Below are 26114 nucleotides of genomic sequence, written 5' to 3'. Positions count from 1 at the left end.
TCTTCCGAAAATTACCCCCCTAATCAGAGGATCGTCCCCTTTTAATGAATATTCCCATTATTTAGAATATAGATGTAAGGAAATAAACTTTCAAATTTGTGCCTGTTTAATTCAGAGCGACTAATTGATTGTAAGCGTTATCCTTATGAAGGTAGTGAACAAGACCTAAACATAGTTTGGAAGTGGTGAGGAAGTACCTTTGGGACCCAATTGATGCAGGCTATATGGCTGGATGACAGCACACGCATTAGTTGAGGGAGAAATTACAGGCATCAGAAAGAAAATGATTTGATCACCGAGCAGGCATATAACACACGGATCAGACAGATTCTTTACTTAATAGACTGATGTAAATTTATAGATTGATATACCCATGGGAAGATTCCAAACCGAACCCATTCAACTATTAAGGGGGTGAAATAGCAAACGCAAGTGCAGTCTATTCATTTAAAATTCATTTAACAGCGGCCGGACTGTATAAAGAATAGGGATTTTAACGGAAAAAGTCATCAAACTCATAGAAAGCTATATACAACTTCTTGATCATCAGCTCGAGAATGATCATATTTCCAGGGGGCTGTATCACACGCTCAAGGCTAATACGGATTCTTTGATCAAAAGGTTGCGGTAGGTTTTTCAAAACCTACTACCCTGTCGTTAGAAAGAAGTAACTAGTTATAGGGAGTTTAAAAGGTCATGAATGGAAGAAAAAGGGGGATGAGAAAAATATGAGAAAAACTTTAAGCCTATTATTGTCCATTGTTCTTATTATAACGGTACTGCCAATAGCGAACATAGCATTCGGTAAATCGGATAAGAAAATAGATGTTACTAATTTGAGAACAGAATATACCAACAACCCGCTTGGCATTGATGTGACAGAACCGCGGCTGAGCTGGGAGTTGGAGTCCAGTAATAGAGGGCAGAAGCAAACTGCCTACCAAATCCAGGTGGCAAGCAATAAAAGTCAACTACTAAAAAATGAACCAGACCTTTGGGACACGGGTAAGGTTGACTCCGATGAGTCGGTTAACATCGTGTACGAGGGAAAAGCATTAGAATCTAAAAAGCGCTATTTTTGGCGTGTGAAAGTGTGGGACAATCACGGTGAAAAGCCCTCGAAGTGGAGCAAGCCCGCTTGGTTGGAGATGGGTTTGCTTGATGAATCTGCTTGGCAGGCAGAGTGGATAGGTCTAGAAGGAGAATACGGGGTGCCTATCGATACCTCTGTTCGTAATGTGACGTCAAGATTAGAGAGTGGTCACACATTAGGGCAGTCATTTACGATGAAAGGGAAGTTTACCACTGTTGACGTACAGATTCCCAACTGGGGGAACCCGGAGTCTGCTTTTACATTGAAAATTTATAAGGATAATCCGCAAGGCGAGGTTTTAGCAGAAGAACGATTTTCTAATTTTAGAAACGCATCTTGGGTTTCAATGGAGTTAGAAGAAGCACTTCCGTCAGGAATATATTATTTAGAAGCTTCCGATGTTGCAAAGGATATTGCATGGTACAGTCATACTGATGATGTTTACTCAGGCGGGACGGCTTATGTAGATGGTAAGCCAGTAGACGGCGATCGCACCTTGCGTGTTGAAACATCTCCGGCGCCTGCTCCTCTTCTTCGTAAGGAATTTCCCGTTGAGAAGCCGGTAAAACAGGCACGGGTATACGTGAGCGGTTTAGGGTTTTATGAATTAGCGCTTAACGGTGAAAAGGTCGGAGATCGTGTGCTTGATCCGAACTCTACGAATTATGAAGAAACTGTATTGTACACTACCTATGACGTAACCAATCAACTAAATCAGGGAGATAATGCAATTGGGGTCGAGCTTGGACGCGGAAAGTATGGCATGACTTCACCAACTATATGGTTTTGGCATACGGCCCCATGGCACGATGATCCAAAGTTATTATTACAGATGGAAATTGAATATGAAGACGGTAGTACAGATACGATTATAAGTGATGAGTCTTGGCGAGCAGCGGAAGGGCCAACGCGCTTTGATTCTCTATACGAAGGGGAAGTGTTCGATGCTCGGCTTGTTCAGAAAGGTTGGACATCTTCAGAGTTCGATGATACGGAGTGGAAGAAGGTATCAAAGGTGGCAGCACCAGACGGTGAATTACATGCATTTCAGCATGAAGCGATTAAAGAAATCGACACCATCCAACCTAAGTCAGTCGAAGAGGTCAGCCCTGGTGTGTATGAATTCGATTTTGGAATAAATGTCGCAGGTTGGGCTGAGCTTCAAGTGGAGGGGCCAAAAGGGACAGAGGTAACACTTAGTTATAGTGAAAAATCTGAAAAGGGCTTCAGTACTAGACAAGCCTTAGTTAATGGGCCACTTCAGACAGATCATTATATTTTAAACGGTGAAGGTGTCGAAACATGGAAACCTAAATTCAGTTACAAGGGTTACCAGTACATTAGGGTTTCAGGCTACCCGGGTAAACCGACACTCGATAGCCTTAAAGGGTATGTGATTCATACATCGGTTGCCTCAACGGGTGAATTTTCAAGTTCCAATCAACTGCTTAATCAAATTAACAAAAATGTGCGACGTGCTTATTTGAACAATTTGTACGATGTTGTAACCGATACCCCAGTTTATGAGAAAAACGGTTGGACAGGTGATGCCCAAGTTATGGCAGCTACGTCCATTTACAATTTCCATATGCCGCGTTTTTACACCAAGTGGCTTAACGATGTTCGTGATTCACAAAGACCGAGCGGAGAAATTCCGGATATTGTACCGTCGGCTGGCTTCAGTTATGAGGGTGCTCCCGGATGGGACGCTGCACATGGACCGACGCCGATATGGGATGCGGTGCTGTTTGAAATTCCATGGGAGATGTATCGTCACTATGGGGATAAACGGATATTAGCTAACGTCTACGAGGAAATGAAGCTTTATTTAGATTATATTGGTTCGAAAGCGGACGGACATATTGTGCGGATGGGACTTGGCGACTGGATTTCGCCAGGATACGTGGGGACACCGCCAGAGGGGCCGGATCTTACCTCTACTGCATATTATTACCGGTTTGCTTCTACGTTATCAAGCGTAGCCAAGGTTCTCGGTGATGAATCAAAGGCAAGTATGTACGAAGAAAAGGCTTCGGCCATTAAGGCTGCGTTTAATGAGGAATTCTTTAATACAGAAACAAACGTTTACAATACTGCCCGCGATGCCGGATATCGTCAGACATCCAACGCCGTACCACTCGCGTTTGGTCTAGTACCTAAGGGTCATGAAAAGGATGTTGTTGCCAATCTCGTGAAAGACGTTGAGGAGCATGATAACCACCTAAACACCGGTATTGTTGGCACGAAATTTCTGCTTCCAGTACTGACAGAACATGGTTATAAAGACCTTGCTTACACCATTGCTACGCAGCGCACGTTCCCAAGTTGGGGGCACTGGATTGAAAACGGCGCGACAGCGTTGCTTGAGAATTGGGAACTAACCTCTCGTTCCCAGAGTCATCACTTTTTCGGTACGGTTAGCGAGTGGTTCTACGCATATCTCGCTGGGATTCAACCTGAGGAACCTGGTTATAACAAAGTGAAGATCAAGCCATACATGCCGAAAGATTTAAAACAGGCAGAGGGGAGATTGGAAACTGTCAAAGGTGACGTTTTGTCCAGTTGGAAACAACTTAAGGACGGAAAAATCTCACTCAAAGTTGAAATTCCTGTGAACACCACGGCCAACGTTTATGTCCCAGCAGACAGTCAGTGGGCAGTTACCGAGGGGGATCAGCTTGCCCATGAAGCGGATGGCATAACGTTCACTGGTATGGAAGACGGATATGCTGTTTACGAAGTGGGTTCCGGCAGCTATAAATTTAACGCAGAGCATTAAATGCATCCGAATTAAAATCCCTTGTTGAACGTTTCGAAGAAAAAAAGATTGAGTTGGACGCCTGGCTTTGAATTAATTAGTATTAAGCAATCGGAGCAGGATTTTATAAGAAGATTTTTATAGGGGATAAAATTGAAAAAAAAATAATTTACGGATGTTTACTTTTTATCGTGTTATTAGTTGGATGTTTAAAAGAACAAACATTTGAAGAATTCTTTCACTAAGAAATGAAGGAAATGCACATAGAAGAAGAGAATTATTCGTACAATCCTGTATCACGGAAGGATAAAAAGCCTAGGAGAAACTATTATCAGTTTTCTCCTAGGCATTTGTTTTTTTGCAAAATAGACATAGAGGTGTTTATAGTAATGGAATGGATAAAAGTAGTTGTAGCTTCAGTTTTTAAGGTGTTTAGGGATATCGAGATAAGGGGAAAGTCATTATGCAAATTATTAACGTTAGAGTACATCCAGAGTATAAAGAAAAAGCAATAAATGTTTAATCCAAAACATCCTCCTTTATTATATTAATCGCTATTTTTTGGTAATCTTCTCTCAAAGCTTTACTTAGTGAAACAATCATAATTAATAAAATAAATATGAAAGGGAATGCCGATACAATAGATGCAGTCTGCAAAGCTCCAAGTTCTCCAGATGCAAGAAGGACAGAGGCTTTACTTAATTAAGAAAATCTACTAAGTTACATTAAATGAGTCTCTCTTGCAAACCTTTACTATTTGTATTTTTCACTCTAACGATAAGTGTTATTAACACGTCTTAGGGTAATTGATGAACAAAGGTTTGATAATAATCGTTCTGTGGAAAATTATGAAATTAAAAAGTAAAAGTAATATAATGTGAAGCATTTAACCAGAAGATTTTTTTACTAAAGAACTTACTATTCTTTCCTCTCATTTATTTTTCAAGCTATACAGAATATTTTAGAAACAGATGAATTGAATCATTACATTCAACAATTAACTTCAGTTCTAGTTAATATGTATAGAATTTTTCTATGTTTGTTAATAAAAAAATTATATTTTAATTATGCTTAGAACTGTATTAATGTTAATTATAGATTATCTAATACATTTCAATCAGAAAAATGAATACCCTTCCAATAATGGGTGAGGATGTGAAATGATTAGGTAAGTCGTAATTTAGACTATCTTTAAGTTAGGAGGGATGACTTGAAGCTGGCTTATCCTTTTGGAACTAGAGAAACAGTGGCTCCATTGTTAGGCTACCGCGGTGATGAGGAGGAAGTTTTCTTAGTCCTTAAAGATTTGGGATATTCTGCAATAGAACCTTTAATACGTAATCCAAGACTGATTGATTCCTCACAATTTGAAAGAATCGTCATAAGGACAGGTATTGATATAGCTCCAATAGGAACAGGACCTGTTGTTAGTGATGATAAGCTAACATTTACTGATGAAAATAAAGATATAAGAACAGAAGCTGTTAACAGAACGAAAGATATTATTGAATTTGCTTCATTGTTCGGAAGTCAAATTAGTGTAGGGAAACTAAGGGGTAATATTAATAAAAGTAATTGCGAACAATCATGGAAATGGATGTGTGAATCCATTGAACAGATTTGTGAGCATGCGGAGAAATATAAAGTAAACGTTACATTAGAGCCACAAAATATCAATGTAATTAACAATTTAAATAGTACCCGTGAGGCACTTAATTTTATCAGAAAGTTAAATCTGCCAAATCTAACCCTTATGCTGGATGTTTACCATATGAACTTTGAAGATTCATCAATCACTGAAAGCCTCTTGGAAGCAAAAGATTATATTAGTCATGTTCATTTTGCAGATAGTAATCGCCGGGCACCAGGTAATGGAGAACTGGATTTTTATAAGATCATTCGTACATTAAGAGCTATTAATTACTCAAATTACATTTCTCTTGAAATTTCACAAGAAATGAGTAGTTATGATGAAGCTAAATCGTCTATAGAGTACCTGAAAAAATTGGGATTATAGGTTATGAACCATAAATTGTTAGAAAAAATCGGCTTTTAGTTATTTTGAATTGATAGGATTGGTTGAAATGGAAGTATTATCCCTTATTATTTTAAATGTAATATTTCCTGTTTTTGTTTTAATAGGAATCGGGATATTCCTTCATAGAAAATTTACATTTAACTTAGATACTTTGTCCAAGATCACAACTTATTATTTTCTTCCTACAGTAGGATTTGCCAATATCTATGAAAGTGAAATTAATGGGAAAGTGTTAGTGGAAATTATTGTTTTTCAAATCATATTATGCGTTAGTTTAATGATAATAAGTTCGTTAATAGCTAAACTATTAAGACTTGATAAAGGAATGTCTGCTAATCTTAAAAATAGCATAGTATTGGTTAACTCGGGTAATTTTGGAATACCAGTTAGTCAGTTAGTTTTTAGTCACAACCCTTTAGGTTTATCGATCCAGATAGTGGTTATGATAATTCAGAACTTTGTTACTTATACTTATGGGTTAATAAACTCTGTATCGGTTAATTTTAAAGGCTTAAAGGTATTTTATGAATTTGTTAAAATGCCTATGATTTATGCACTTTTATTAGGATTATTGCTTCAGGGATTAAACGTAAAGATACCTGATTTTATATGGAGTCCAATAAAAAGTGTATCTGACGGTTTTCTTGCTATGGCTTTATTAACACTTGGAGCTCAAGTCGCCTATATAAAGATAAAGAAGATCAGTTTAGTTCTTATCCTTAGTTGTTTTGGAAGATTAATTTTAGCTCCACTTATTTCTTTATTTCTCATTTATATTTGTCAATTAGAAGGAACGACTGCCCAGGCATTATTTATAGCAAGTTCATATCCATCTTCAAGAAATAGTGCCCAATTGGCTTTAGAGTATAATAATTATCCGGAATTTGCAGGACAAACCGTTTTAGTCTCGACCTTGCTTAGTTGTGTAACGGTTACAGTTATTGTATATGTTTCTAAATTAATTTTTTAACGGTAAAAAACCTAGTTCGTTCGTAAACTAGGTTTTTTTAGGTTTTATTTACTTGTAAAGGAGAATTCTTTCTCAAAATCTGAAAGATCTATATGATAATGTTCAGCTTCTTTTTTTAACGTTTCATATATTTTCTTACTCAATGGAATTCCTGATTCACGTCTTACTTTTACAACTTTTTCTTCGGGTTCTCCGGGGATTTGTATGTCATCGAATCCCTCTGCAAGTGGACAAGATTTTGCCCGTTTTACAAATGTGTCCATTCTTTGTTCATATTCTTCCTTTGTAACAAACAGATCTGGTCGAATGGCTATAAAAATATGCCCGACATTTTGTGGTTCTGAGTGATCAAAATATAGACTTTTTACGTCGCCTCCATAATTGGCTCCAGTAAAAACACCTGCAAATAGATCCATAAGCATCGCCATAGCTGCACCTTTAGTTCCGCCAAATGGCAAACAAACACCTTTAAATGCATTTTGTGCATTAGTCGTTGGAGCACCATTGGCATCAAGGGCTAAACCTAAAGGTATTTCTTCGCCATGTGCAGCCGCTAATCTTATTTTTCCTCTGGCAATGATAGTCATGGCCATATCTAGAACATATGGAGATTCGTTTCCTGAAGGGAAGCCAGCAGCAAATGGACTTGCACCTAGAAATGCATTCCTTCCACCATAAACAGGAAGTGCTGGTGATGAATTCGTATAAGCCATCGAAATATAACCTTGATCTAATGCTTGTAATACATACAGTGCTGCCATTCCATAGTGTGTGCTTCGTCTAACACCAACCATTCCAATCCCGGAATTTTCAGCCAGCATGATTGCTTCATTCATTGCCCGATGCCCAGCTAAAAATCCCATACCATTGTCACCATCGACTAACCCAACAGCAGTTGTTATTTGTGTAAATGTTATGTTTGGATTAGGGTTTACTACTCCTTTCCTAATACGTTCTAAATACATAGGGATACGAGATACACCGTGAGAATCCAGACCTCTTAAATTTGCAGCCACTAAATCATTTGAGATGATTGAAGCATTTTCGCTAGTTAAACCACCAGCTTCAAATAACTTCTTTGCCAGTATTGCTAATAGATCATGTTTAACCAACATATCAGACATTCACATTACCCCTTTATTAAGATTTAGGTTTCTCCTCGCATACAATTGAATTGTCTCTAAAAAACTAATAGCTATGAAAATAAATTAACGTATTTTTATAAAAAGATTAAATAGCAAAAGCTCATGTTTAGATATTCAATAAAGGAATCGATTCTCATATAGGAATTTTTAATGGATTTAGATAGAAAATAAATATTTTAAAAATTCTGTTAAATAAATTATATTTATGTTTGAGAAAATAAGCGTTTTCATAAAACGGATATTACACTGGTTCTTATTCAAATTTGGAATATCTAATTATGAAAAATTGCTATTTTTTTTTAGTGTAAGCTAGGGATAAGATTATTGTAAGAAAAAGCTCTTAGCTTATTAAAAAGTAGGTTTGGAAAAACAAAGGGGGAGTTTGGTAGATTGGTATTTTAGCTTAACAAATTTTTTTTGGTAGAGTAATAAAGCGCTTACAATAGAGGGGGATGTTTATGAAGAAATTACTATCAATTGTATTATTTGGTTTACTTTTAGTTTGTTTAGGTGCTTGCAGCGGGGAATCAGCATCATCGAATGGATCAAAAGAAAAAGAACAAACAACTAATGAGTCAAATTATCCTGATAAACCGATTACAATTGTAGCACCATCTGGGGCTGGAGGGGGATTGGACACAACTTCAAGAGCTTTGGCTAAGATTCTTGATCAAACTGAACTAGTGAGTGAGACAATGACAGTTGAAAATAAACCAGGCGGAGGTCAGGTTGTTGGTACAGTTGAATTTGCTAATAAAGAAGTTGGAAATGACTATAAACTATTACTAACATCAACGCCTTTTATCTTAAACAACCTAAAAAAAGAAGGGAATAGCCCAATTTCATATAGAGATATTACACCACTTGCGCAGTTAGTAACAGAAAACGCAGTATTAGCGGTGAGTGCTGATTCTCAATATAAAGACTTATCTTCATTAATGGAAGATTTAAAGGAAAACCCAAGTAATATTACGTTTGCAGGAGGATCAGGACCGGGATCATATGATCATCTAAATATTGTTTATCCAGCAATGAAAGCAGAAGTAGATGTTAAATCTATTAAATATGTATCATATGACGGCGGTGGTGAAGCATTAACCGCCTTACTTGGTGGAAATGCCGATGTTGTAAGTTCTGATGTTGCATCAGTTTATGAGTATCAAAAAGCCGGTAAGGTAAGAATTTTGGGTGTTTCTTCTGCAGAGAGATTACCAGGAGAGTTTAAGGATATCCCAACTTATAAGGAACAGGGTGTAGATGTGGAACTAACAAATTGGCGAGGGATTTTTGGACCCAAAGATATGACAGCTGACGCTAAAAAGTACTGGGAAGAAAAAATTGAAGCCCTTGTTACTACTGAAGATTGGAAGAATGAACTAAATAATTTAGGTTTTCAAGATGGATTTCTTAATTCTGAGGATTTCATTAAACAAATAGAAAAAGAGGAAGTAATGTATAAAGAGATTTTAACGACATTAGGAATGCAGAAATAAGTCAATAGACAATTATAATCCAATCACATGTAATCTAGTTGATCGTAAAGTAGAGAGGAAAGATCTTTCCTCTCTCTATTCTTAAATCGGGGGATGGATAATGAGTAAGTCTTTTGATCGATATGTGGGTTTGATTTTTTTTGCAATAGGTTTGGCCTTTGTCATCGAAAGTAGAAAAATTACAGATAGCGCTTATGGAAGTAATGTTGGACCAGATATATTTCCATTAGGTTTAGGTTTGGCGTTAATCCTGTTGAGCATACGCCTTTTTTATGAAACATTTAAATATCCTAAGGATATGAAAACGAAAGATAAGCTTGAATACAAGAAGTTTGCTATTATCCTTATTTCAGCGGTACTTTATGGATTACTATTAGAAACAATTGGCTACGTTATTACAACCTTTCTATTCCTAATAATTGGGTTTCAGGTTATGGAACGGGGTAAGTGGTGGAAATCACTTGTTATTGCAGGTGGATTTTCATATGGGGTTTATTTCTTGTTTGTGAAATTACTAGAAGGAACACTACCCGGATTTCCGGTTTGGTTCAGTTAGGGGGGAGATTCAGTGGAAAGCTTACAATTTCTAGCAGATGGTTTTTATACGGCTTTGCAATGGCATAACCTCCTGTTTGCATTGATTGGCGTTATTATTGGAACTGCAGTTGGAGTACTCCCTGGAATTGGTCCGATGAGTGGTGTTGCCCTACTTATACCAGTTACAGCATCATTTACAAGCGGATTAGACCCTGATTCAGCTGCAGCTAGCTCAATCATCTTATTAGCCGGTGTTTATTATGGTGCAATGTATGGTGGATCAACAACTTCTATATTATTAAATACACCTGGAGAATCATCTTCAGTTGTTACAGCCTTAGATGGCTATCAGTTAGCAAAGAAAGGTAAGGCTGGAGTTGCATTATCGATTGCTGCAATCGGTTCTTTTGTGGCGGGGATTATTTCCTTAGTCGGACTAGTTTTAATGGCAAAGCCTTTATCAGAAATGGCGTTAAAATTTGGACCTGCAGAATATTTCTCATTGATGATATTAGGTTTATGTGCTGTAAGTGGATTAGCAGGTAAATCGATGACAAAGGCACTTATGATGACTGTGTTTGGTTTACTTATTGCTACGATTGGGTTGGATAATGTATCGGGAGTTGCGCGTTTTACTTACGATATACCTACCTTATATTCAGGGTTGGAATTTTTAACAGTAGCTGTCGGACTTTTTGCATTAGGAGAGGTTTTTAAAACAATCTTAGAGAAGGAAAACGATAGTGGAGTTGTAAGTAAAATAGGGCGTATTTTACCTACACGTCAAGATTTGAAAGAAAGCAGCGGCCCAATTACAAGAGGGTCTCTCTTGGGCTTTTTCATTGGCGTATTACCTGGAGCAGGAGCAACATTAGCATCGTTTTTCTCTTATATTATGGAAAAAAAATTAAGTAAAAACCCATCAAAGTTCGGAAAAGGAGCAATTGAAGGGGTAGCTGCACCAGAATCAGCAAACAATGCTGCTTCTGGGGGAGCGATGATACCACTTCTTACACTTGGGATACCAGGTTCAGGAACAACGGCTATTTTAATGGGTGCATTAATTATGTATAATGTACAGCCAGGTCCACTTTTATTTGAGGAACATCCTCAGGTTGCGTGGGGATTAATAGCTAGTATGTTTATTGGGAATGTCATGCTGCTTATTCTTAATATGCCTCTTGTAAAAGTATTTGCAAAAGTTATCGAAACACCTGCAAAGTACTTATTACCTATCATTATTGCAATCTCATTTTTTGGAGTATATGCAGTACAATATTCAACTTTTGATTTAATCCTTTTATTAATCTGTGGAATTGTTGGGTATTATTTACAAAAGCATGATTTTCCGATTGCTCCAATTGTCTTAGGCTTAGTACTGGGACCTATGATAGAAAATAATATGAGACGGACATTAACTAGCTCAGATGGTGATTTCATGATTTTTCTCCAAAGTCCAGCTTCTTTAATCTTCTTAATTATTGCTTTATTATGGATGGTAATACCTCTGCTTTTAAAATTAAAAGGTCGAAATGTTATCATCAATGATGAATCATAGAATATAAGAACTAATCATACAAAAAAACATTTTTTGGAATGAATACTTACTCATCCTTAAAAATGTTTTTTTGTTTTTCGTTATTATAGTCTATATAAATCTATATCTTTTATAAAGTTCACAAATGCTTTTACAACATTTAAACTTAGTGACTCTTCTTGGTAGAACATCCACGTTTTCCTTGTTAAATAATTCCCTTCGTTATCTGTTAAGTATATTTTGTATATTTCTTCAATGCCATCTAAGAATAAAGATGGCATGATCGCATAACCTAATCCATTAAGAATCATTTCCTTGCACGTATCGCCCTGGTCAACTGACATAGCAATATACGGTGGCTGTGAATAATGTTCTGTCCACCAGTTTTCAACTAATTGTTTATAGAGTTGATCTGTTCGATAATCAATTCTTGGTAGATTGGGAAGTTCCTCTAACTCTATCTTATTTGTAGAAGCAATACACAGTCTTTCTTCAAACAATAATAACTTTTGATCTGGCCAACTGTAATCACCTCTAACAAACCCAATATGTGTTGTTTGGTTATAAACTAAGTTGAAAATGTCTTTGCTAAAACCGGTATCTACCTGAAATTCAACATCAGGATATTGATCTTTGAAAAGTTTTAGTAATATAGGAAGTTTATATTTACTTATGTAGTTAGACACTCCCAATCTTAATGTTCCCGACACATTTTGGTTAAAGTTTTCTATATCTTCTTTAGTTTCCCGTAAAATCTGCAGCATCTCATTCGCTCTTTTTGCCAAATATTCTCCTTCTGGAGTAAATTGGACTCCCTTAATTCCACGATCAACTATTTTCACTCCAAATTCTGTTTCAATTTGTTTTAGGCGCTTAGTCAATGTGGGCTGTGCAAGAAATAAACTCTGCCCTGCTTTTGTAATACTTTTATCGTTGTATAAAGTATGTAATATTAGCCAGTCACGATCATCCATTAGCGAGCCTCCAATATTCAAATAGGGTTAAACTACTAAACGTTACTCATGTATCTATTATAAGTTTTTTTGAAGCTGAGTTTCAGTGCAAATATAAAAAAGTTTCATATATAAGTATGAAAAATTGATATTATTCCTAAAGCCATTTATTAAATAAAATGAAGGTAGTTAGAGAAATAAGGGGTTGAGACGAGAATATGAACGAAGTAGAAATGATCCATAAATCAAAGAAACATATGAAAATAAGTAACAAAGTGTATCAGTATTTTGCTTTATCCTCTTTAGAGGAAAGCGGGATTGGCAATTTGTCAAAACTGCCCTATTCAATAAAGGTTCTTCTAGAGGCTGCTCTACGTAACTATGATGGAGTTAGTGTCACATTGGAGCATGTTAAAAAACTAGCTAACTGGGGATCTGATCATGATCCTAATCAAGAAGTACCTTTTAAACCAGCAAGAATTCTTCTACATGATACGACAGGAATACCAACATTAGTAGATTTAGCTGCTATGAGAGAATCGATGAAACGTATTGGAGGAGAGGTTTCGGATATTAATCCATTGATTCCTGTAGATCTTGTGGTAGACCATTCATTAACAGTTGATCACTTTGGTACACCTGATGCTATGAAGCTTAATGAAAAATTAAACTTTGAAAGAAATTTGGAGAGGTTCCGTTTTCTGCGTTGGGCTCAGAAGTCGTTTAGCAATTTTAATGTAATCCCTCCAGCAACCGGGATTATGCATCAAATTAATATGGAACTTTTAAGCTCTGTTGCATTTTTAAAAGAAGAGGATGGAAACACAATCATTTATCCTGACTCTCTTGTTGGAACAGATTCTCATACAACGATGGTAAACGGACTTGGAATTGTTGCTTGGGGTGTGGGAGGAATAGAAGCGGAGGCTGCAATGTTAGGACAGCCAGTCTATTTTGTGACTCCTGAAGTAGTTGGATTTAAATTTGTCGGTCAACTTCCAGAAGGAACAACTGCAACAGATTTAGCCTTAACAGTTACAAGCCTGTTAAGAAAAAAAGGGGTCGTTGGAAAATTCATTGAATTTTTTGGGCCAGGAATAAAGGGGATGAGTGTTGCGGATAGAGCAACACTAGCTAATATGGCTCCTGAGTACGGTGCAACAATGGGTCTATTTCCTGTTGATCAAGAAACTTTAGATTATCTAAAGGTAATAGGACGTAGTAAGGATCAAATATTACTAATTGAACATTATTACAAAACACAAGGCATGTTTATGACAGATGAAAGTCCTGAACCTATTTATTCAGACATAATTGAACTTGATTTGTCTTTAATAAATCCTTGCCTTGCAGGACCAAAACGACCACAAGATAACGTTGAGCTAACCAAAATGAAAGAGGAATATAATAAAATCATTCGTTCATCCATAAGTGAAGGTGGATTCGATTTAACTGAGGAAGATCTGTCTAAAACGACAATAGTAAATCATCAAAATGGGACGAAATCTACAATAAAGAATGGCTCTGTCGTGCTAGCTGCCATTACAAGTTGTACCAACACTTCTAATCCTAATGTGTTGATTGCTGCAGGACTTGTTGCGAAAAAAGCAGTAGAGAGAGGGTTAAATAAACAATCCTATGTTAAGACTTCGCTTACCCCGGGATCTCTCGTTGTTACTGATTATTTAAAGGAATCAGGACTATTAAACTATTTAGAGCAACTCGGATTCCACATTGCCGGATATGGCTGTGCAACTTGTATAGGGAATTCAGGTCCACTGCCACAGGAAGTAAATGATGCGATTGTTGACAACGATTTAGTTGTGGCGGGAGTATTGTCGGGAAATCGAAATTTTGAAGGTCGTATACATCCGCAAATAAAAGCAAATTATTTAGCATCTCCGCCACTTGTGATTGCTTATGCGATTGCTGGTACTGTTGATATTGATTTTCATACAGAACCAATAGGATTTGACTCCATGAATAAACCAGTGTATTTAAGAGAACTTTGGCCATCTTCACAAGAAATCCAGATGTGGTTAGGAAATGCGATTAGTCCTGAGTTATTTAAAAAGAGATATCAAGATGTATATAATGCCAATAAAGAATGGAATTCCATACAGGTATCTGAAGGAGATCTTTACGACTGGGATGAAGAATCAACTTATATACAAGAGCCTCCTTTCTTAAAAGAAATGAAGGAACAACCTAGTGATATTGTTCATATTAAAGGAGCACGCACTCTAGCGATACTTGGCGATTCAGTTACAACAGATCATCTTTCTCCTTCAGGAGCAATTAAGTCTGATAGTGTTTCTGGTTTATATTTACAACAAAAAGGAGTAGAAATAAAGGATTTCAATTCGTATCCATCTCGTCGAGGAAACCATGAGGTAATGGTTAGAGGTGCTCTTGCCAATTTAAGAATCCGAAATCAACTTGTGCCTGGGTATGAAGGAGGAATCACAAAGTATTTTCCTACAGGAGAAATCTTATCCATGTATGACGCATCAATAAAATATCGTGAAGATCATACTTCTTTATTTATTCTTGCTGGGAAAGAATATGGTACTGGTAGTTCGCGGGATTGGGCTGCAAAAGGTCCGTATTTACTTGGAGTGAAAGCTGTTTTAGCTGAAAGTTTTGAACGAATACATCGAAGTAATCTTGTAGGGATGGGGATTCTTCCTTTGCAATTTTTGGATGGCGAAAATGTGCAATCCCTAGGAATTGCTGGAGATGAGTCATTTGAAACAATTGGTTTAAATAATTCAATCAAGCCAGCCCAACATATAAAAATAAAAGCCATCAGACCTGATACAAGCTCATTTGAATTTGATGTTAAGCTACGTCTCGATAATGTTGTGGAAATTGAGTATTACCGTAATGGTGGAATTATGCAATCGGTTTTACGCCAAATGGTCAACTCAAAAAACGATTGTAAATAAAAGGATAGATTTGTTATGCATGAAGGTAATATTTGATTTAAGAACATTGCTTACTCATAAAAAATTCGATGGAATTCTATAGAAAATTACTATTTTTAATGCAAAGACAGAATCGGTATATTTAATAATATAGAAGATAAAGGGGTGTTGGTATGAATCGAACAATAGCACAAGCAGTAGTAGAGATTAATCAAGTAGCTAGCAAGTTTGAATCAAGTATTGTTATGATCACAGATGATAAAGTTATAGATGCTAAAAGTATGTTGGGGTTATCTTTTAGTATTTTTTCCTCTAAATCTTTTAAGTTAGAGATTCATGGGAAAGATGAAGAGGATGCTAAAAAAGCAATGCTTGAAGTTTTTACGAAGAACAAACTTCCTGTTGAGATAAATAAGTAAATTGGGCTGATGTATAATCAGCTCTTCTTTGAGGGAATTAACAAATTTTTTCATGAACAAGATCATTACAATCTAATATTAAAAGATAATAAATTTTAGTTGACCCTAAAAAAATAATCATTGTTCTACAACAATTGAATGCGGATTTTAATTTTTTTTATCGTTATTTGAATACGTATTCAAAATTTAAATAAAGGAGATGTTTTTATGGCAAAGATTTTAAAGCAAGGAAAAAGTATAGAGGAAATTGCTCAAAATGATGCAAAGGTTTCTGAAATTGTAAGTTCCATTCTTAAAAGAATTGAAAATGAAGGAGATGCAGCGTTAAGAGATTTTTCAAAGCAATTTGATAAATGGTCTCCAGAAGATTTTAGATTAACCAAAGAACAAATCGAAGAAATTGTAAGTGGTGTACCGGAACAAACAATTGACGATATTAAGTTTGCGCAAACTCAGGTTCGTAGATTTGCAGAAGAACAACGTAAATCAATGCTTGATATAGAAGTAGAAACGATACCTGGTGTTATTTTAGGTCATAAAAATATTCCTATTAACAGTGTAGGTTGTTATATTCCAGGTGGGCGATATCCAATGGTTGCATCAGCTCATATGAGTGTTCTAACGGCAAAGGTTGCTGGCGTTAAACGTGTTATTGCATGTACACCTCCTATTAATGGAGAAATTCCTACAGCTACTGTTGCGGCGATGCATCTTGCAGGAGCAGATGAAATTTATATTCTTGGTGGAGTTCAAGCAATGGGAGGTATGGCAATCGGAACTGAAACGATTAAAGCTGTTGATATGATTGTTGGACCCGGTAATGCATTTGTTGCAGAAGCAAAAAGACAATTATATGGCCGTGTTGGGATTGACCTTTTTGCGGGACCTACTGAAACATTAGTAGTTGCTGATGAAACTGCTGATGCTGAAATGATCGCAACAGACCTATTAGGTCAAGGTGAACATGGACCAACTTCACCAGGAGCGCTAATTACAACATCTGAAAAATTAGCAGAAGAAACAGTTGCTGAAATAGAACGTCAACTTGAAGTACTACCAACTGCGGATATTGCTCGTGTTTCTTGGAATGACTACGGGAAAATTGTTCTTGTAGAATCAAGAGAAGAAGCCTTAATAGAGGCAGATAAATTAGCTTATGAACATGTTGAAATTTTAACGGAAGATCCAGATTACTTCTTAGAAAATATGACAAATTATGGGTGTCTATTTCTTGGACCAGAAACAAACGTAGCATATGGAGACAAAGTAATTGGGACAAATCACACTCTTCCAACAAAGGGTGCAGCGCGCTATACAGGTGGTCTTTGGGTAGGAAAGTTCTTAAAAACTTGTACTTACCAAAAAGTATCACCAGAGGCAAGTGCTTATGTTGGAAAATATGCTGCAAGACTTTGTCAATTAGAAAATTTTGCTGGTCATGCAGAGCAAGCATTGCTTCGTGTTCGTAGATACGGGAAAAAGTAAGTCTATGTTTTCTTTTACTTAATATTAATCTTTAAGATTTCTGCTTAGAAAGCAGGAGGAATGTTATATGGATAAAAAAAAGGTTACAGCATTAGATGTCGCAAAATTAGCAGGTGTTTCACAGCCTACGGTCTCTAGAGTGTTTAGTTCTGGAATGAATGTTAAAGAGAGTAAAAGAGAGCGAGTATTGGCAGCTGCTAAACAATTAGGTTACCAGCCAAATGCGTTAGCAAGAGGCTTAACAACGAGAAAAACGAAGATGATTGGCATTGTCATGAGAGAAGTTCAGAATCCATTTTATCCAGAAGTTCTTGAAAAATTATATGAACAACTTTCTGAAAAAGGTTATCATATTATTTTTATAAGCTCGATTAATAATCAAATTCAAGAAAAGGAAATACGTCAATTAATAGAATACAGTGTTGAGGGTGTAATTATTACAGATGCACTTTTATCGTCAAATGCTGCAGAGAGATTTGTCCAAAATGATATTAAAGTTGTACTTTTTAATCGTTATATTCAAGGTGAAAACTATAATGCTGTTTTTTGTGATAACTATTCTGCAGGATATCAAATTGGTAGGTACTTATTAAATAAAGGACACAGAAAGGTCGCCTTTATTTCTGGACCACTAGATACATCTACAACAATTGATCGTAAAAACGGTTTTGAAAAAGCGTTTCATGAAATTGGAATTGTAGACTATTACTTCGAGCTTGGGAATTATTCCTACGATGGTGGTTTTCAAGCAACATTTCGGTTATTAGATCAATACAACGACATTGATGCGATTTTCTGTGGGAATGATATTACAGCTTTTGGGGCAATTGATGCAGCTCGTGGCAAAGGGTTACTAATTCCAGACGATATCTCCATTATTGGTTTTGATGATGTTAAGATGTCACAGTGGGTGAATTACTCCTTAACTACTTGGAAGCAACCAATAGTTGAAATGGTAAAAAATACGATTGAGATTTTATTAAATCAGATTAATGAAGGTATTGACGCACCACAGGTTAAAACGTTAAAAGGTGAACTAATTGAGCGGAACACCGTATTAAATAGAAATAATAGCTCGAACTATTTTTAACTTTTTCAATTAAATATTAATTATTAAATGTTACGACCATTTGGTAGGCTTTAAATACTAAATGTATTGTTGAAGAATGAATCTATGGAAAGTGGTGTTGATTTGGAAAAATTATCATACCGTATTGGCCTTATACATGCAACAATGAATTCGGTACAACCGATAATATCTGAGTTTAAAACGCACGCACCTGAAGTAAAGCTACTGAATTTTATGGATGAAGGTTTGCTTGATGAATTAAATGAAACTGGTATTATTACGTCAAAAATGATTATGAGGTTATCTAATTTAGCTGCTCGAGCTGAAGAGAGCAAGGTCGATGCTATTTTGTTTACTTGTTCATCATTTTCTCCTTATATAGCTAAAATAGGTGAACTTTTTGATATTCCTGTTATGAGTTCTGATCAAAGTATGTTAGAGCAAGCCGTTAATATGGCACAAAAAATAGGTGTAATTGCAACTGTTGAGGCTGCAGGACCAACAACAACAAAGCTTCTGAAAAGGTATGCAGAAGAAGCTAACAAAGAAATATCTATTCAAACAACTGTTGTTTCAGAGGCTTTTCAAGCGCTCCAAAATGGTGACATTAACAAACATGATGCAATAATAAAAAAAGAAATTGCCAATTTATCGGATGATAATGAAGTAATCCTACTTGCACAATTTTCAATAGCAAGAGTGTTAGACAGTTTAAAAGAAAGAAAAGTACCCATTTTAACTAGTCCAGAAACAAGTGTTAAGGCCATTTTAAATCTACTAAAACAAACTAAATAAAATGTAATAATTTATTGGTAAAGAGGTCAGTTCTCCTAGTCTAGAAAATAATAAATATATGAAGGTAGGGAGATCTAATTGGATGTGAAAAATATGTTTGACCTTACAGGGAGAGTAGCAATTATCACAGGAGCAAGTCAGGGAATTGGTCAGGAGATCTCAAGATTATTGGCAAGTTATGGTGCGAGTGTAGCTCTTATTGCAAGAAATGAAGAAAAGCTAGAATCCTTTGCGAACGAACTTAACAATTCAGGATTTAAAGCCTTAGCTGTCCCATGTGATATGACAAAAGTTGACCAACTACCTTCTATTGTTGAAGGTATATATAATCATTTTGGTAGAATAGATATCCTAGTTAATAATGCTGGGGTTAATATTGCAAAGCCAGCAGAAGAAGTAACAGAAGAAGATTGGGATCAGGTGCTTGACCTCAATCTTAAAAGTGTATTTTTCTGTAATAAGGCAGTTAGTAAATATATGAAAGAAAATAATTATGGGAAAATTATTAATATGTCTTCTCAAATGGCAATAGTTGGTTATTTTAATAGAAGTGCTTATTGTTCCAGTAAAGGTGGCTTAATGCAACAAACACGTGCATTAGCTATTGAATGGGCAAAGTTTGGAATTAATGTTAATTCAATTGCACCAACATTCATAGAGACACCAATGACGAAGGAAATGTTTAAAGATACTGACTTCAAAATGGATGTTCTGAATCGGATCCCTATAGGGAGGCTTGCAAAACCAGAAGACCTTTTCGGAGCATTAGTTTTTCTAAGTTCCTCATCATCTAATATGGTCACTGGTCAAACATTGTTTGTTGATGGTGGATGGACTGTTTGGTAATAATCAAGCTAAAAAAAAGATGAAGAGGAAGTTTGATTGCAATGCTTGATGTATTTATAAAGACAAACTTCCTGTTGAGATAACTAAGTAAATAAGCAACTAAAGGGCTGATGCATTATCAGCCCTTTTTTGATGGAATTTAACAATTGTCTTTTATTTATGTGAAAAGAGGGTGACTCAAAACCAAAGGGTCAGACCCCTCCAACACAATATACAGCACTTTAAACGTTACAGGCTACTATATATTAGTAATGTTGGGAGGTGTCAGCCTCTTTTTAAAATTCAAGATAGTTTAATGATAGAATCTTATTGCTCACTAATAACCTTTAGTATCTGTGTCCTGGAAAATTTCCATTCATTATATTCTCTTAGTATAGAATCACTCACTTTAAATGATATTTTTTAATCATACTCGTCAATTTCTGACTAAGATCACATAGATTTTCGGCAGATGTTGAAATATTTGAAATTGCTATTATTTGTTCATCTATAGAGGTTGTAATTGCTTCTACTGACGATGCAGATTGTTCGGCAACACTTGAAGCATTATTGATTGCAGTGGTAATGCTCTTGTTTTGATTGGTCAATATTTCAAGTTCTTTACTAAGTGATTCGACTGCTTGTTTTGTCTGGGAAATTGCTGAAGAAATTTGTAAAAATTCATTCTCAGTCTCAATAACGGAGTCTTTTAGATCCTGTGAACGGTCAATTGTATCTGTCATTAACAATACCGTTTTATCCGTTTCAGTTTCTATTGCTGTAATCATTTGTTGAATTTGTTTTGTTGCTTGATTAGATTGTTCGGCTAATTTCCGGACTTCATTAGCAACAACAGCAAACCCTTTTCCGTTCTCACCGGCTCTAGCTGCTTCAATACTTGCATTGAGTGCCAGTAAGTTCGTTTCAGAAGCAATACTTTCAATTGTATCTGTAATGCGAGAGATATCTTTTACTTTTTTTGATAGATTTGCAACCCCTATACTTGCATCGGTCGAAGCATTAAAAGCGATAGAATTCGATTCTTTTAGTTTCATGATGATATGCTTACCATGATGTGTTGCAGCTTCTGAATTATTTGTCATTTCTTTAATTGAGTTATTGTGATCATTCATTCGTTCTAGAGATTGATTGAGTAATGAAACACTTTTATCAATTTCGGCTAGATCAGTTGATTGCGCAAGAGCTCCAGAAGAGATTTCGGATATAGTCATTCCAATTTCTTCACTTGTCGCTAAAGTTTCTTCGGAAACAGCTGATAAATCATTTGCAGATTCAAGTAGATGATTGCTAGTATTTTGTAAACCGTTAATAAGTTGTCTAAGCTGATCTGACATTTGATTATACGCAAAGCCTAATTGTCCGATCTCATCTTTTGCTTCAGGTAATTTAGCGCTTACAATATTACCGTTTGATACATTAATTGATGCAGAGGTAACTTCTCTTAAGAGTCGTAATTTTTTCTTGCTAGCAAAATAAAATAATAAAATACTTAGAAATGCTATTGATACAGTAATCAAAATCATATAGTTTCGTACAATATGAAGTTCGGAATAAAATTCATCTTCAAAAACAATGATACCTACATTCCAACCCCAAGGTTCATAATTTTCCATATAAGCTATTTTATTTTTGTACTTTCCTGTCTCTTCATCTTCATCTGAAAAAATATAATAATGGTTTTCAGACTGAGGAGATTGTGCAGCTTGAACCATTTTTTCACGATCTGTCGTATCATCGGATATTTGACCAACAGGATTCGTTGGATGTAGCTGAGCAGAGTAGTCAGATCCATATGCTACAAGATAGCCTTCATTCTTATACGAAAAAGAAGACTGTGTGAAATCATACCCTTCATTGTTAACCAACTTGGGTCCTAGTAATTGCTGACGTGCTTTTTCTTTTGCCTCATCGAGGGTTAATTCTTTGTTTTTGACCTGAGTATTTAATTCATCCAATAGAACGAGAGAACCTTCAACAATTTGTTTTAATTGGCTTTTCCCCGCCTCTGTTAATTGTTTTTTCGCCAGGAAATAACCTGTACCCCCAACTGTTATTCCTGTAAAAGCAACGATAACAATAATAATGATCATTAGTTTACCAGATATACTATTTTGCATTTTCTTCTGCATAATTACACCCCTAAAGAAGTATTTCTTACATTTGTTATATCGGGGGTAGAAGGTACATATTAAATAGGGAACGTTATTATTTAGGTATAGTAAATATTGATTGTTTTCAATAGAAAAAATGAATATAACAAATGATTTTTTATTAACTATCTAGTCCTAATAATTTTGCAGGGGTATGCTTAGTCATTGTATCAATTGCTTTTGTGGGTACATCATTGTCAAAAAGGAATTGAATATAGGTAGATAAAGCTTTGTTCCATTTTGGGTTTTCAATTTGTCCCCCATCTGTTGATACAATTGTAGAATGATAGCCTAATTCTTCAATCGCCTTTAAGTTCACGGATAGATTTGATTGATATTTCCCACCCCCAATTGGCTGAGCATACGTGCGTTCAAAGTAAACATTAAAATCATCTAGAAGTCTTTTTTGGTCTGCTAGTGTCAATCCTACGATGTGAAACTCTGGGTGAGTTACAACAATTTTTTCCACACCTTGTTTTTTTGCTTCATCGACTACAAAAAATATTTCTTTGGGTGATAAGTGTCCTGTGGCAAGAATCGCTTTCTTTTCAGCTATTATTTTAAAGATATCAACTAGGCCGGGTACAATCTTGTTATGCTGAACAGGCTCTAATCCCCCACTTTTCCCTTCCTTTTGTCGATGGTTTTTTGCATGAATAGTAGGAAGCCAAACAATTTTTGCCCCTAGTTCTAAAGCGTAATCAACTGCATAAGGGTTAAATCCCCCAACTGTATGGTTAAGTGTAATGCTTCCAAATACATTTGTTTCCGGATAAACCTGATTTACAATCCAAGCTCTATCCATGGTAGGTGTATGATGAGATTTGATGACAATTGCTTTTGCCCCAACTTTGGTTGCTTGTTCAGCAAGTTCAAGATCATTATGAGATCGAACTCTAATGTCAGGAGCTGAATGAATGTGTAAGTCGATCACACCGTTTAAATCGATCATATGTATCTTCCTTTCAAATAAAATAGGTATTTACCTAATATAAGTTTACCACTGTAGAATGGCCAAAAAAGAATCAATCATGATAAATATAAATAGAAATATTTAATTGAAATAGATAGATTTTTTGTATTGGATGGAAATAGCATTTTACAGTTAAATAACAATATAGATAAGCTTAGAGATACATTTAACCAATAAGGGGGAGAAGAAATGGGGAATGAAAAGACTAATAGGGAAATTAAGGAAAGAGTCAAGGGTCAGTTCGGAAAGAATGCCGAAAAATACGTAACAAGCGAGACCCATGCTAAAGGGGATGACCTTTCTCTTATGATAGATTGGTTGAAACCGGACACTAATTGGTGGGTATTAGATGTTGCAACTGGTGGCGGACATGTAACAAAAAAATTAGCTCCTTATGTGTATCATGTTTGCACAACCGATTTGACAACAAAAATGCTGGCAGAAGCTAGAAAAAACATTTCTGAGAAAAGTGTAAATGTCTCATATATAGAAGCCGATGCTGAAAAATTACCTTTTCTTGATGAAACATTTGATATCGTAACCTGCAGAATTGCGGCACATCATTTTCCTAATCCAAGAATGTTCCTAGAAGAGTCGGTAAGAGTACTTAAAAAAGGCGGAAAACTGTTATTGATTGACAATATCGTCCCAAAAGATGAAAAACTCGATCACTTTATTAATAAACTTGAAAAGCTTAGAGATGATAGTCATGTTCGTTGCTACCAGATTGAAGAGTGGGAAGGATGGGCAGAGGATGCTGGGCTACAAATAGAAAAGTCTCGTATTAAAAAGAAGGTCTTTGATTTTCCTGTGTGGGTGAGACGTACTACAGAATCTGAAGAACAAGTACAAATGGTGGAAAAACACATTTTACAGGGGGAAAAGAAAATGCAAGACTACTGTGGGGTAGTTGCAATGGATAAAGATATTAAGTCCATTACAATTGATGAATGGATGGTACTTTTTAAAAAGGAATAATTTTGGAAATGAAGATATACTCAAATAAAAAATGGTTGCTATTACTAGTAACCATTTTTTACTTCTTTTTTTTCTATTATCATACCTTCTCCTTCAACTTGTTTTCCCTTCTTTCTAATTTTTACAAAAAATGATCCTCCAATTAAGAACATTCCACTTACAATGAAAACCGAAATGACTCCAAGCCAAGTTCCGATTATTCCAAAGAATAAAGGTGCTATTAATTGTGACAAACGGTTTGACGATAGGCGTAAACCGAGGACTTCACCAGTTCTATTTTTTGGTGAAGCGTTATAAGTTGTAGACATTGAAATTGGCTGCCCACAACCTAGGCCAAATCCCATTAAGCAGCTTAAAATGCATAAGATGAAAACTTTAGAAGAAATTGGAATTAAAAGAAACGAGACTCCAGCAGTAATAATTGAAATCCATAATACTCTTTCTCTTCCCCATAATTTAGATACTGCTGGTAAAATAAAACGAACAATGATCATGGATAAACCTTGCAAGGCGATAATCCAACCTATTGTTGTGTTAGATATACCATGTTGTTTTGCGAATAATGGAAAGTAGGCAATAAAGATATCTTTGGAATATAACACGAGTGCACTTGAAATTAATGCTTTCTTTAAAGCAGGCTCCTTTAATAAGCCTATAGATGATTTCAAACTTTCTTTTTTAGTAACACTTTTCTTTAAAATAACTGGTATTCTATTAAATAATAGGATAGGTGCTAAACTGATAAATAATGCAGTTAGAAAAGCACTTGAATAGCTATAATGCTCAGATATATAACCTCCCAAAATAGGACCAATTAATTGGCCAGAAGCGACAGCCATGCCAAACATACTAAAGTACTGATCGCGATTTTCGTTATTTGAAACATTTCCCAGGACATTCTGTAGGGAAACAGCAATAAATACATTTGAAACTCCTACAATAAATTGACTAACATATAGAGCCCAAATTGAATGAAATACATAAGGGAAAAACATCCCTATCGCTAGACCGATTAGTCCAAATAAAACAGGTAAACGGTCCCCTATTTTGTCTGCTATCCTCCCGGCCTGTATAGCAAATATTAAAGGGAAGAATGCGAATGCCGCAGTAAGAATTCCAATTTCAAATGTAGTTGCTCCCATATCAGAGGCATATAACGTAATAATAGGTCTTGTAAGATTAAGAGCCACCTGAAAACCTAGAATAATAAGTAATACACTGCGTAATACCATAAAGGCCACCTCTAAATTTTTTTGGAATAAGAAAAGGAAGGGACAAATCCCCTTCCTACGAAATTTTACTTAGATAGCATATGATCTAGGTATTTCTTGATTTCCTCTACATTACCTGATACCGTCTGCTCTCTTAGCTCATCTTTTTTAAGTTTATCGCGTGATTTTTCTAATACTTCTTGTCCAATTGATTGTGGAATTACTACCACTCCATCTGCATCACCTACAATGATGTCCCCAGGCTGAATGGCTGTTCCACCACATGAAATTGGTACATTGATTTCACCAACACCGGCTTTTCCGCTTGCAGCAACAGCTGTGCCCTTACAGAATACCGGGAAGTTTAAGTTTTTAATTCCAACAATATCTCTAATTACGCCATCAACAACTATAGCGCTTACACCGAGGGTCTGTGCCATACCTACAACAAAATCACCAGCAATTGCTCGGTATTGATCTCCTTTAGCATCAATAACGATGACATCACCTGGCTTTGCTTCTCTTATTGCTTTTAATACAACAAGATTGTCACCGACAGGCATTTTTACAGTTAAAGCTCTTCCTGCAAATTTATAATCTTCTTTTAAAGGTTTAATAGATGGGTCTAGATTATTAAGACCTTCGAACACATCAGATATACATGTAGTTGGTATGTTTTGAAATGATGAGAATAAATTTTCCATAGTTTTTTCCCCCTATAAGAATATTAAGTACTA

General features: G+C 35.8%; 20 protein-coding genes and 1 pseudogene. 14 read left to right on the top strand and 7 right to left on the bottom strand.

Annotation, left to right across the window (positions count from 1 at the left end; all coding sequences use genetic code 11):
* Positions 1 to 484: 484 nt before the first annotated feature.
* On the top strand, positions 485 to 631 hold the full coding sequence (locus I7822_RS30620; RefSeq protein WP_372442123.1) for an FIMAH domain-containing protein: 147 nt from the start codon (positions 485 to 487) through the stop codon (positions 629 to 631).
* A 97-nt stretch (positions 632 to 728) separates the two neighbouring features.
* Complete coding sequence (locus I7822_RS07530) at positions 729 to 3872, top strand: alpha-L-rhamnosidase (protein ID WP_207976585.1); 3144 nt, start codon at positions 729 to 731, stop codon at positions 3870 to 3872.
* 498 nt (positions 3873 to 4370) lie between these two features.
* Here the strand turns inward: I7822_RS07530 and I7822_RS07525 are convergent.
* Positions 4371 to 4532 (bottom strand): annotated as a pseudogene (locus I7822_RS07525) (BCCT family transporter); the annotation flags it as partial.
* Positions 4533 to 5061: 529 nt separating this feature from the next.
* On the opposite strand from I7822_RS07525, the gene I7822_RS07520 reads away from it, so the two are divergent.
* Positions 5062 to 5868 (top strand): sugar phosphate isomerase/epimerase family protein, encoded by an 807-nt coding sequence (locus I7822_RS07520; protein WP_207976581.1) that lies wholly within the window; start codon positions 5062 to 5064, stop codon positions 5866 to 5868.
* 67 nt (positions 5869 to 5935) lie between these two features.
* Complete coding sequence (locus I7822_RS07515; protein WP_207976579.1) at positions 5936 to 6859, top strand: AEC family transporter; 924 nt, start codon at positions 5936 to 5938, stop codon at positions 6857 to 6859.
* A gap of 44 nt (positions 6860 to 6903) precedes the next feature.
* Here I7822_RS07515 and I7822_RS07510 read toward each other — a convergent pair whose 3' ends face one another.
* Positions 6904 to 7983, bottom strand: coding sequence for an Ldh family oxidoreductase (locus I7822_RS07510; RefSeq protein ID WP_207976577.1), 1080 nt, complete (start codon positions 7981 to 7983; stop codon positions 6904 to 6906).
* A gap of 473 nt (positions 7984 to 8456) precedes the next feature.
* Between I7822_RS07510 and I7822_RS07505 the strand changes: the two genes are divergently transcribed.
* From I7822_RS07505 to I7822_RS07495, 3 genes are all read left to right on the top strand, one after another.
* Positions 8457 to 9497, top strand: coding sequence for a Bug family tripartite tricarboxylate transporter substrate binding protein (locus tag I7822_RS07505; protein WP_207976575.1), 1041 nt, complete (start codon positions 8457 to 8459; stop codon positions 9495 to 9497).
* Between the two features lie 100 nt (positions 9498 to 9597).
* Complete coding sequence (locus tag I7822_RS07500; RefSeq protein ID WP_207976573.1) at positions 9598 to 10053, top strand: tripartite tricarboxylate transporter TctB family protein; 456 nt, start codon at positions 9598 to 9600, stop codon at positions 10051 to 10053.
* Positions 10054 to 10065: 12 nt separating this feature from the next.
* On the top strand, positions 10066 to 11592 hold the full coding sequence (locus tag I7822_RS07495) for a tripartite tricarboxylate transporter permease (protein WP_207976571.1): 1527 nt from the start codon (positions 10066 to 10068) through the stop codon (positions 11590 to 11592).
* Between the two features lie 83 nt (positions 11593 to 11675).
* Here the strand turns inward: I7822_RS07495 and I7822_RS07490 are convergent, their stop codons facing one another.
* Positions 11676 to 12545: a LysR family transcriptional regulator gene (locus tag I7822_RS07490; RefSeq protein ID WP_207976569.1), complete on the bottom strand. Its 870-nt coding sequence runs from the start codon at positions 12543 to 12545 to the stop codon at positions 11676 to 11678.
* 197 nt (positions 12546 to 12742) lie between these two features.
* On the opposite strand from I7822_RS07490, the gene acnA reads away from it, so the two are divergent.
* The 6 genes from acnA (at position 12743) to I7822_RS07460 (ending at position 20065) form a co-directional block, all read left to right on the top strand.
* Complete coding sequence (acnA, locus tag I7822_RS07485) at positions 12743 to 15472, top strand: aconitate hydratase AcnA (RefSeq protein ID WP_207976567.1); 2730 nt, start codon at positions 12743 to 12745, stop codon at positions 15470 to 15472.
* A gap of 152 nt (positions 15473 to 15624) precedes the next feature.
* On the top strand, positions 15625 to 15870 hold the full coding sequence (locus tag I7822_RS07480; RefSeq protein WP_207976565.1) for an HPr family phosphocarrier protein: 246 nt from the start codon (positions 15625 to 15627) through the stop codon (positions 15868 to 15870).
* Positions 15871 to 16077: 207 nt separating this feature from the next.
* Positions 16078 to 17355 carry a histidinol dehydrogenase gene (hisD, locus tag I7822_RS07475; protein WP_207976563.1) on the top strand — a complete coding sequence of 426 codons (1278 nt, stop codon included), beginning with the start codon at positions 16078 to 16080 and terminating at the stop codon, positions 17353 to 17355.
* Positions 17356 to 17422: 67 nt separating this feature from the next.
* On the top strand, positions 17423 to 18445 hold the full coding sequence (locus I7822_RS07470; protein WP_207976561.1) for a LacI family DNA-binding transcriptional regulator: 1023 nt from the start codon (positions 17423 to 17425) through the stop codon (positions 18443 to 18445).
* 102 nt (positions 18446 to 18547) lie between these two features.
* Entirely contained in the window at positions 18548 to 19219 is a 672-nt protein-coding gene (locus I7822_RS07465) for an aspartate/glutamate racemase family protein (RefSeq protein WP_243459343.1), read from the top strand.
* An 84-nt stretch (positions 19220 to 19303) separates the two neighbouring features.
* Complete coding sequence (locus I7822_RS07460; RefSeq protein WP_307847703.1) at positions 19304 to 20065, top strand: SDR family NAD(P)-dependent oxidoreductase; 762 nt, start codon at positions 19304 to 19306, stop codon at positions 20063 to 20065.
* Positions 20066 to 20448: 383 nt separating this feature from the next.
* Here the strand turns inward: I7822_RS07460 and I7822_RS07455 are convergent, their stop codons facing one another.
* Positions 20449 to 22194, bottom strand: coding sequence for a methyl-accepting chemotaxis protein (locus tag I7822_RS07455; protein WP_207976557.1), 1746 nt, complete (start codon positions 22192 to 22194; stop codon positions 20449 to 20451).
* Between the two features lie 142 nt (positions 22195 to 22336).
* The gene (locus tag I7822_RS07450; RefSeq protein WP_207976555.1) at positions 22337 to 23167 is read right to left on the bottom strand and encodes a DUF6282 family protein; all 831 of its coding nucleotides are present in this window, start codon (positions 23165 to 23167) and stop codon (positions 22337 to 22339) included.
* Between the two features lie 210 nt (positions 23168 to 23377).
* On the opposite strand from I7822_RS07450, the gene I7822_RS07445 reads away from it, so the two are divergent.
* Positions 23378 to 24166, top strand: coding sequence for a class I SAM-dependent methyltransferase (locus tag I7822_RS07445; protein ID WP_207976553.1), 789 nt, complete (start codon positions 23378 to 23380; stop codon positions 24164 to 24166).
* A 44-nt stretch (positions 24167 to 24210) separates the two neighbouring features.
* Here I7822_RS07445 and I7822_RS07440 read toward each other — a convergent pair whose 3' ends face one another.
* Together I7822_RS07440 and I7822_RS07435 are read right to left on the bottom strand one after the other, a co-directional pair.
* Positions 24211 to 25398: an MFS transporter gene (locus I7822_RS07440; RefSeq protein WP_207976551.1), complete on the bottom strand. Its 1188-nt coding sequence runs from the start codon at positions 25396 to 25398 to the stop codon at positions 24211 to 24213.
* A 65-nt stretch (positions 25399 to 25463) separates the two neighbouring features.
* Positions 25464 to 26081, bottom strand: a complete 618-nt coding sequence (locus tag I7822_RS07435; RefSeq protein ID WP_207976549.1) for an RraA family protein — start codon at positions 26079 to 26081, stop codon at positions 25464 to 25466.
* Between the last annotated feature and the right edge of the window lie 33 nt (positions 26082 to 26114).

The sequence above is a fragment of the Metabacillus bambusae genome, assembly GCF_017497975.1.
GTDB classification, from domain to species: Bacteria; Bacillota; Bacilli; order Bacillales; family Bacillaceae; genus Metabacillus; species Metabacillus bambusae.
Note: the sequence above shows the minus strand (reverse complement) of the source record. Positions and strands in the feature narration are given on the sequence as shown.

Excerpts from the sequence above, each read along its gene's own strand:
- I7822_RS07505 (WP_207976575.1), top strand. The coding sequence starts at position 8,457 with ATGTTTATGAAGAAATTACTATCAATTGTATTATTTGGTTTACTTTTA.
- I7822_RS07435 (WP_207976549.1), bottom strand. The coding sequence starts at position 26,081 with ATGGAAAATTTATTCTCATCATTTCAAAACATACCAACTACATGTATA.
- I7822_RS07510 (WP_207976577.1), bottom strand. The coding sequence starts at position 7,983 with ATGTCTGATATGTTGGTTAAACATGATCTATTAGCAATACTGGCAAAG.
- I7822_RS07530 (WP_207976585.1), top strand. The coding sequence starts at position 729 with ATGAGAAAAACTTTAAGCCTATTATTGTCCATTGTTCTTATTATAACG.
- I7822_RS07470 (WP_207976561.1), top strand. The coding sequence starts at position 17,423 with ATGGATAAAAAAAAGGTTACAGCATTAGATGTCGCAAAATTAGCAGGT.
- I7822_RS07515 (WP_207976579.1), top strand. The coding sequence starts at position 5,936 with ATGGAAGTATTATCCCTTATTATTTTAAATGTAATATTTCCTGTTTTT.
- I7822_RS07490 (WP_207976569.1), bottom strand. The coding sequence starts at position 12,545 with ATGGATGATCGTGACTGGCTAATATTACATACTTTATACAACGATAAA.
- I7822_RS07500 (WP_207976573.1), top strand. The coding sequence starts at position 9,598 with ATGAGTAAGTCTTTTGATCGATATGTGGGTTTGATTTTTTTTGCAATA.
- acnA (WP_207976567.1), top strand. The coding sequence starts at position 12,743 with ATGAACGAAGTAGAAATGATCCATAAATCAAAGAAACATATGAAAATA.
- hisD (WP_207976563.1), top strand. The coding sequence starts at position 16,078 with ATGGCAAAGATTTTAAAGCAAGGAAAAAGTATAGAGGAAATTGCTCAA.
- I7822_RS07445 (WP_207976553.1), top strand. The coding sequence starts at position 23,378 with ATGGGGAATGAAAAGACTAATAGGGAAATTAAGGAAAGAGTCAAGGGT.
- I7822_RS07455 (WP_207976557.1), bottom strand. The coding sequence starts at position 22,194 with ATGCAGAAGAAAATGCAAAATAGTATATCTGGTAAACTAATGATCATT.
- I7822_RS07450 (WP_207976555.1), bottom strand. The coding sequence starts at position 23,167 with ATGATCGATTTAAACGGTGTGATCGACTTACACATTCATTCAGCTCCT.
- I7822_RS07440 (WP_207976551.1), bottom strand. The coding sequence starts at position 25,398 with ATGGTATTACGCAGTGTATTACTTATTATTCTAGGTTTTCAGGTGGCT.
- I7822_RS07480 (WP_207976565.1), top strand. The coding sequence starts at position 15,625 with ATGAATCGAACAATAGCACAAGCAGTAGTAGAGATTAATCAAGTAGCT.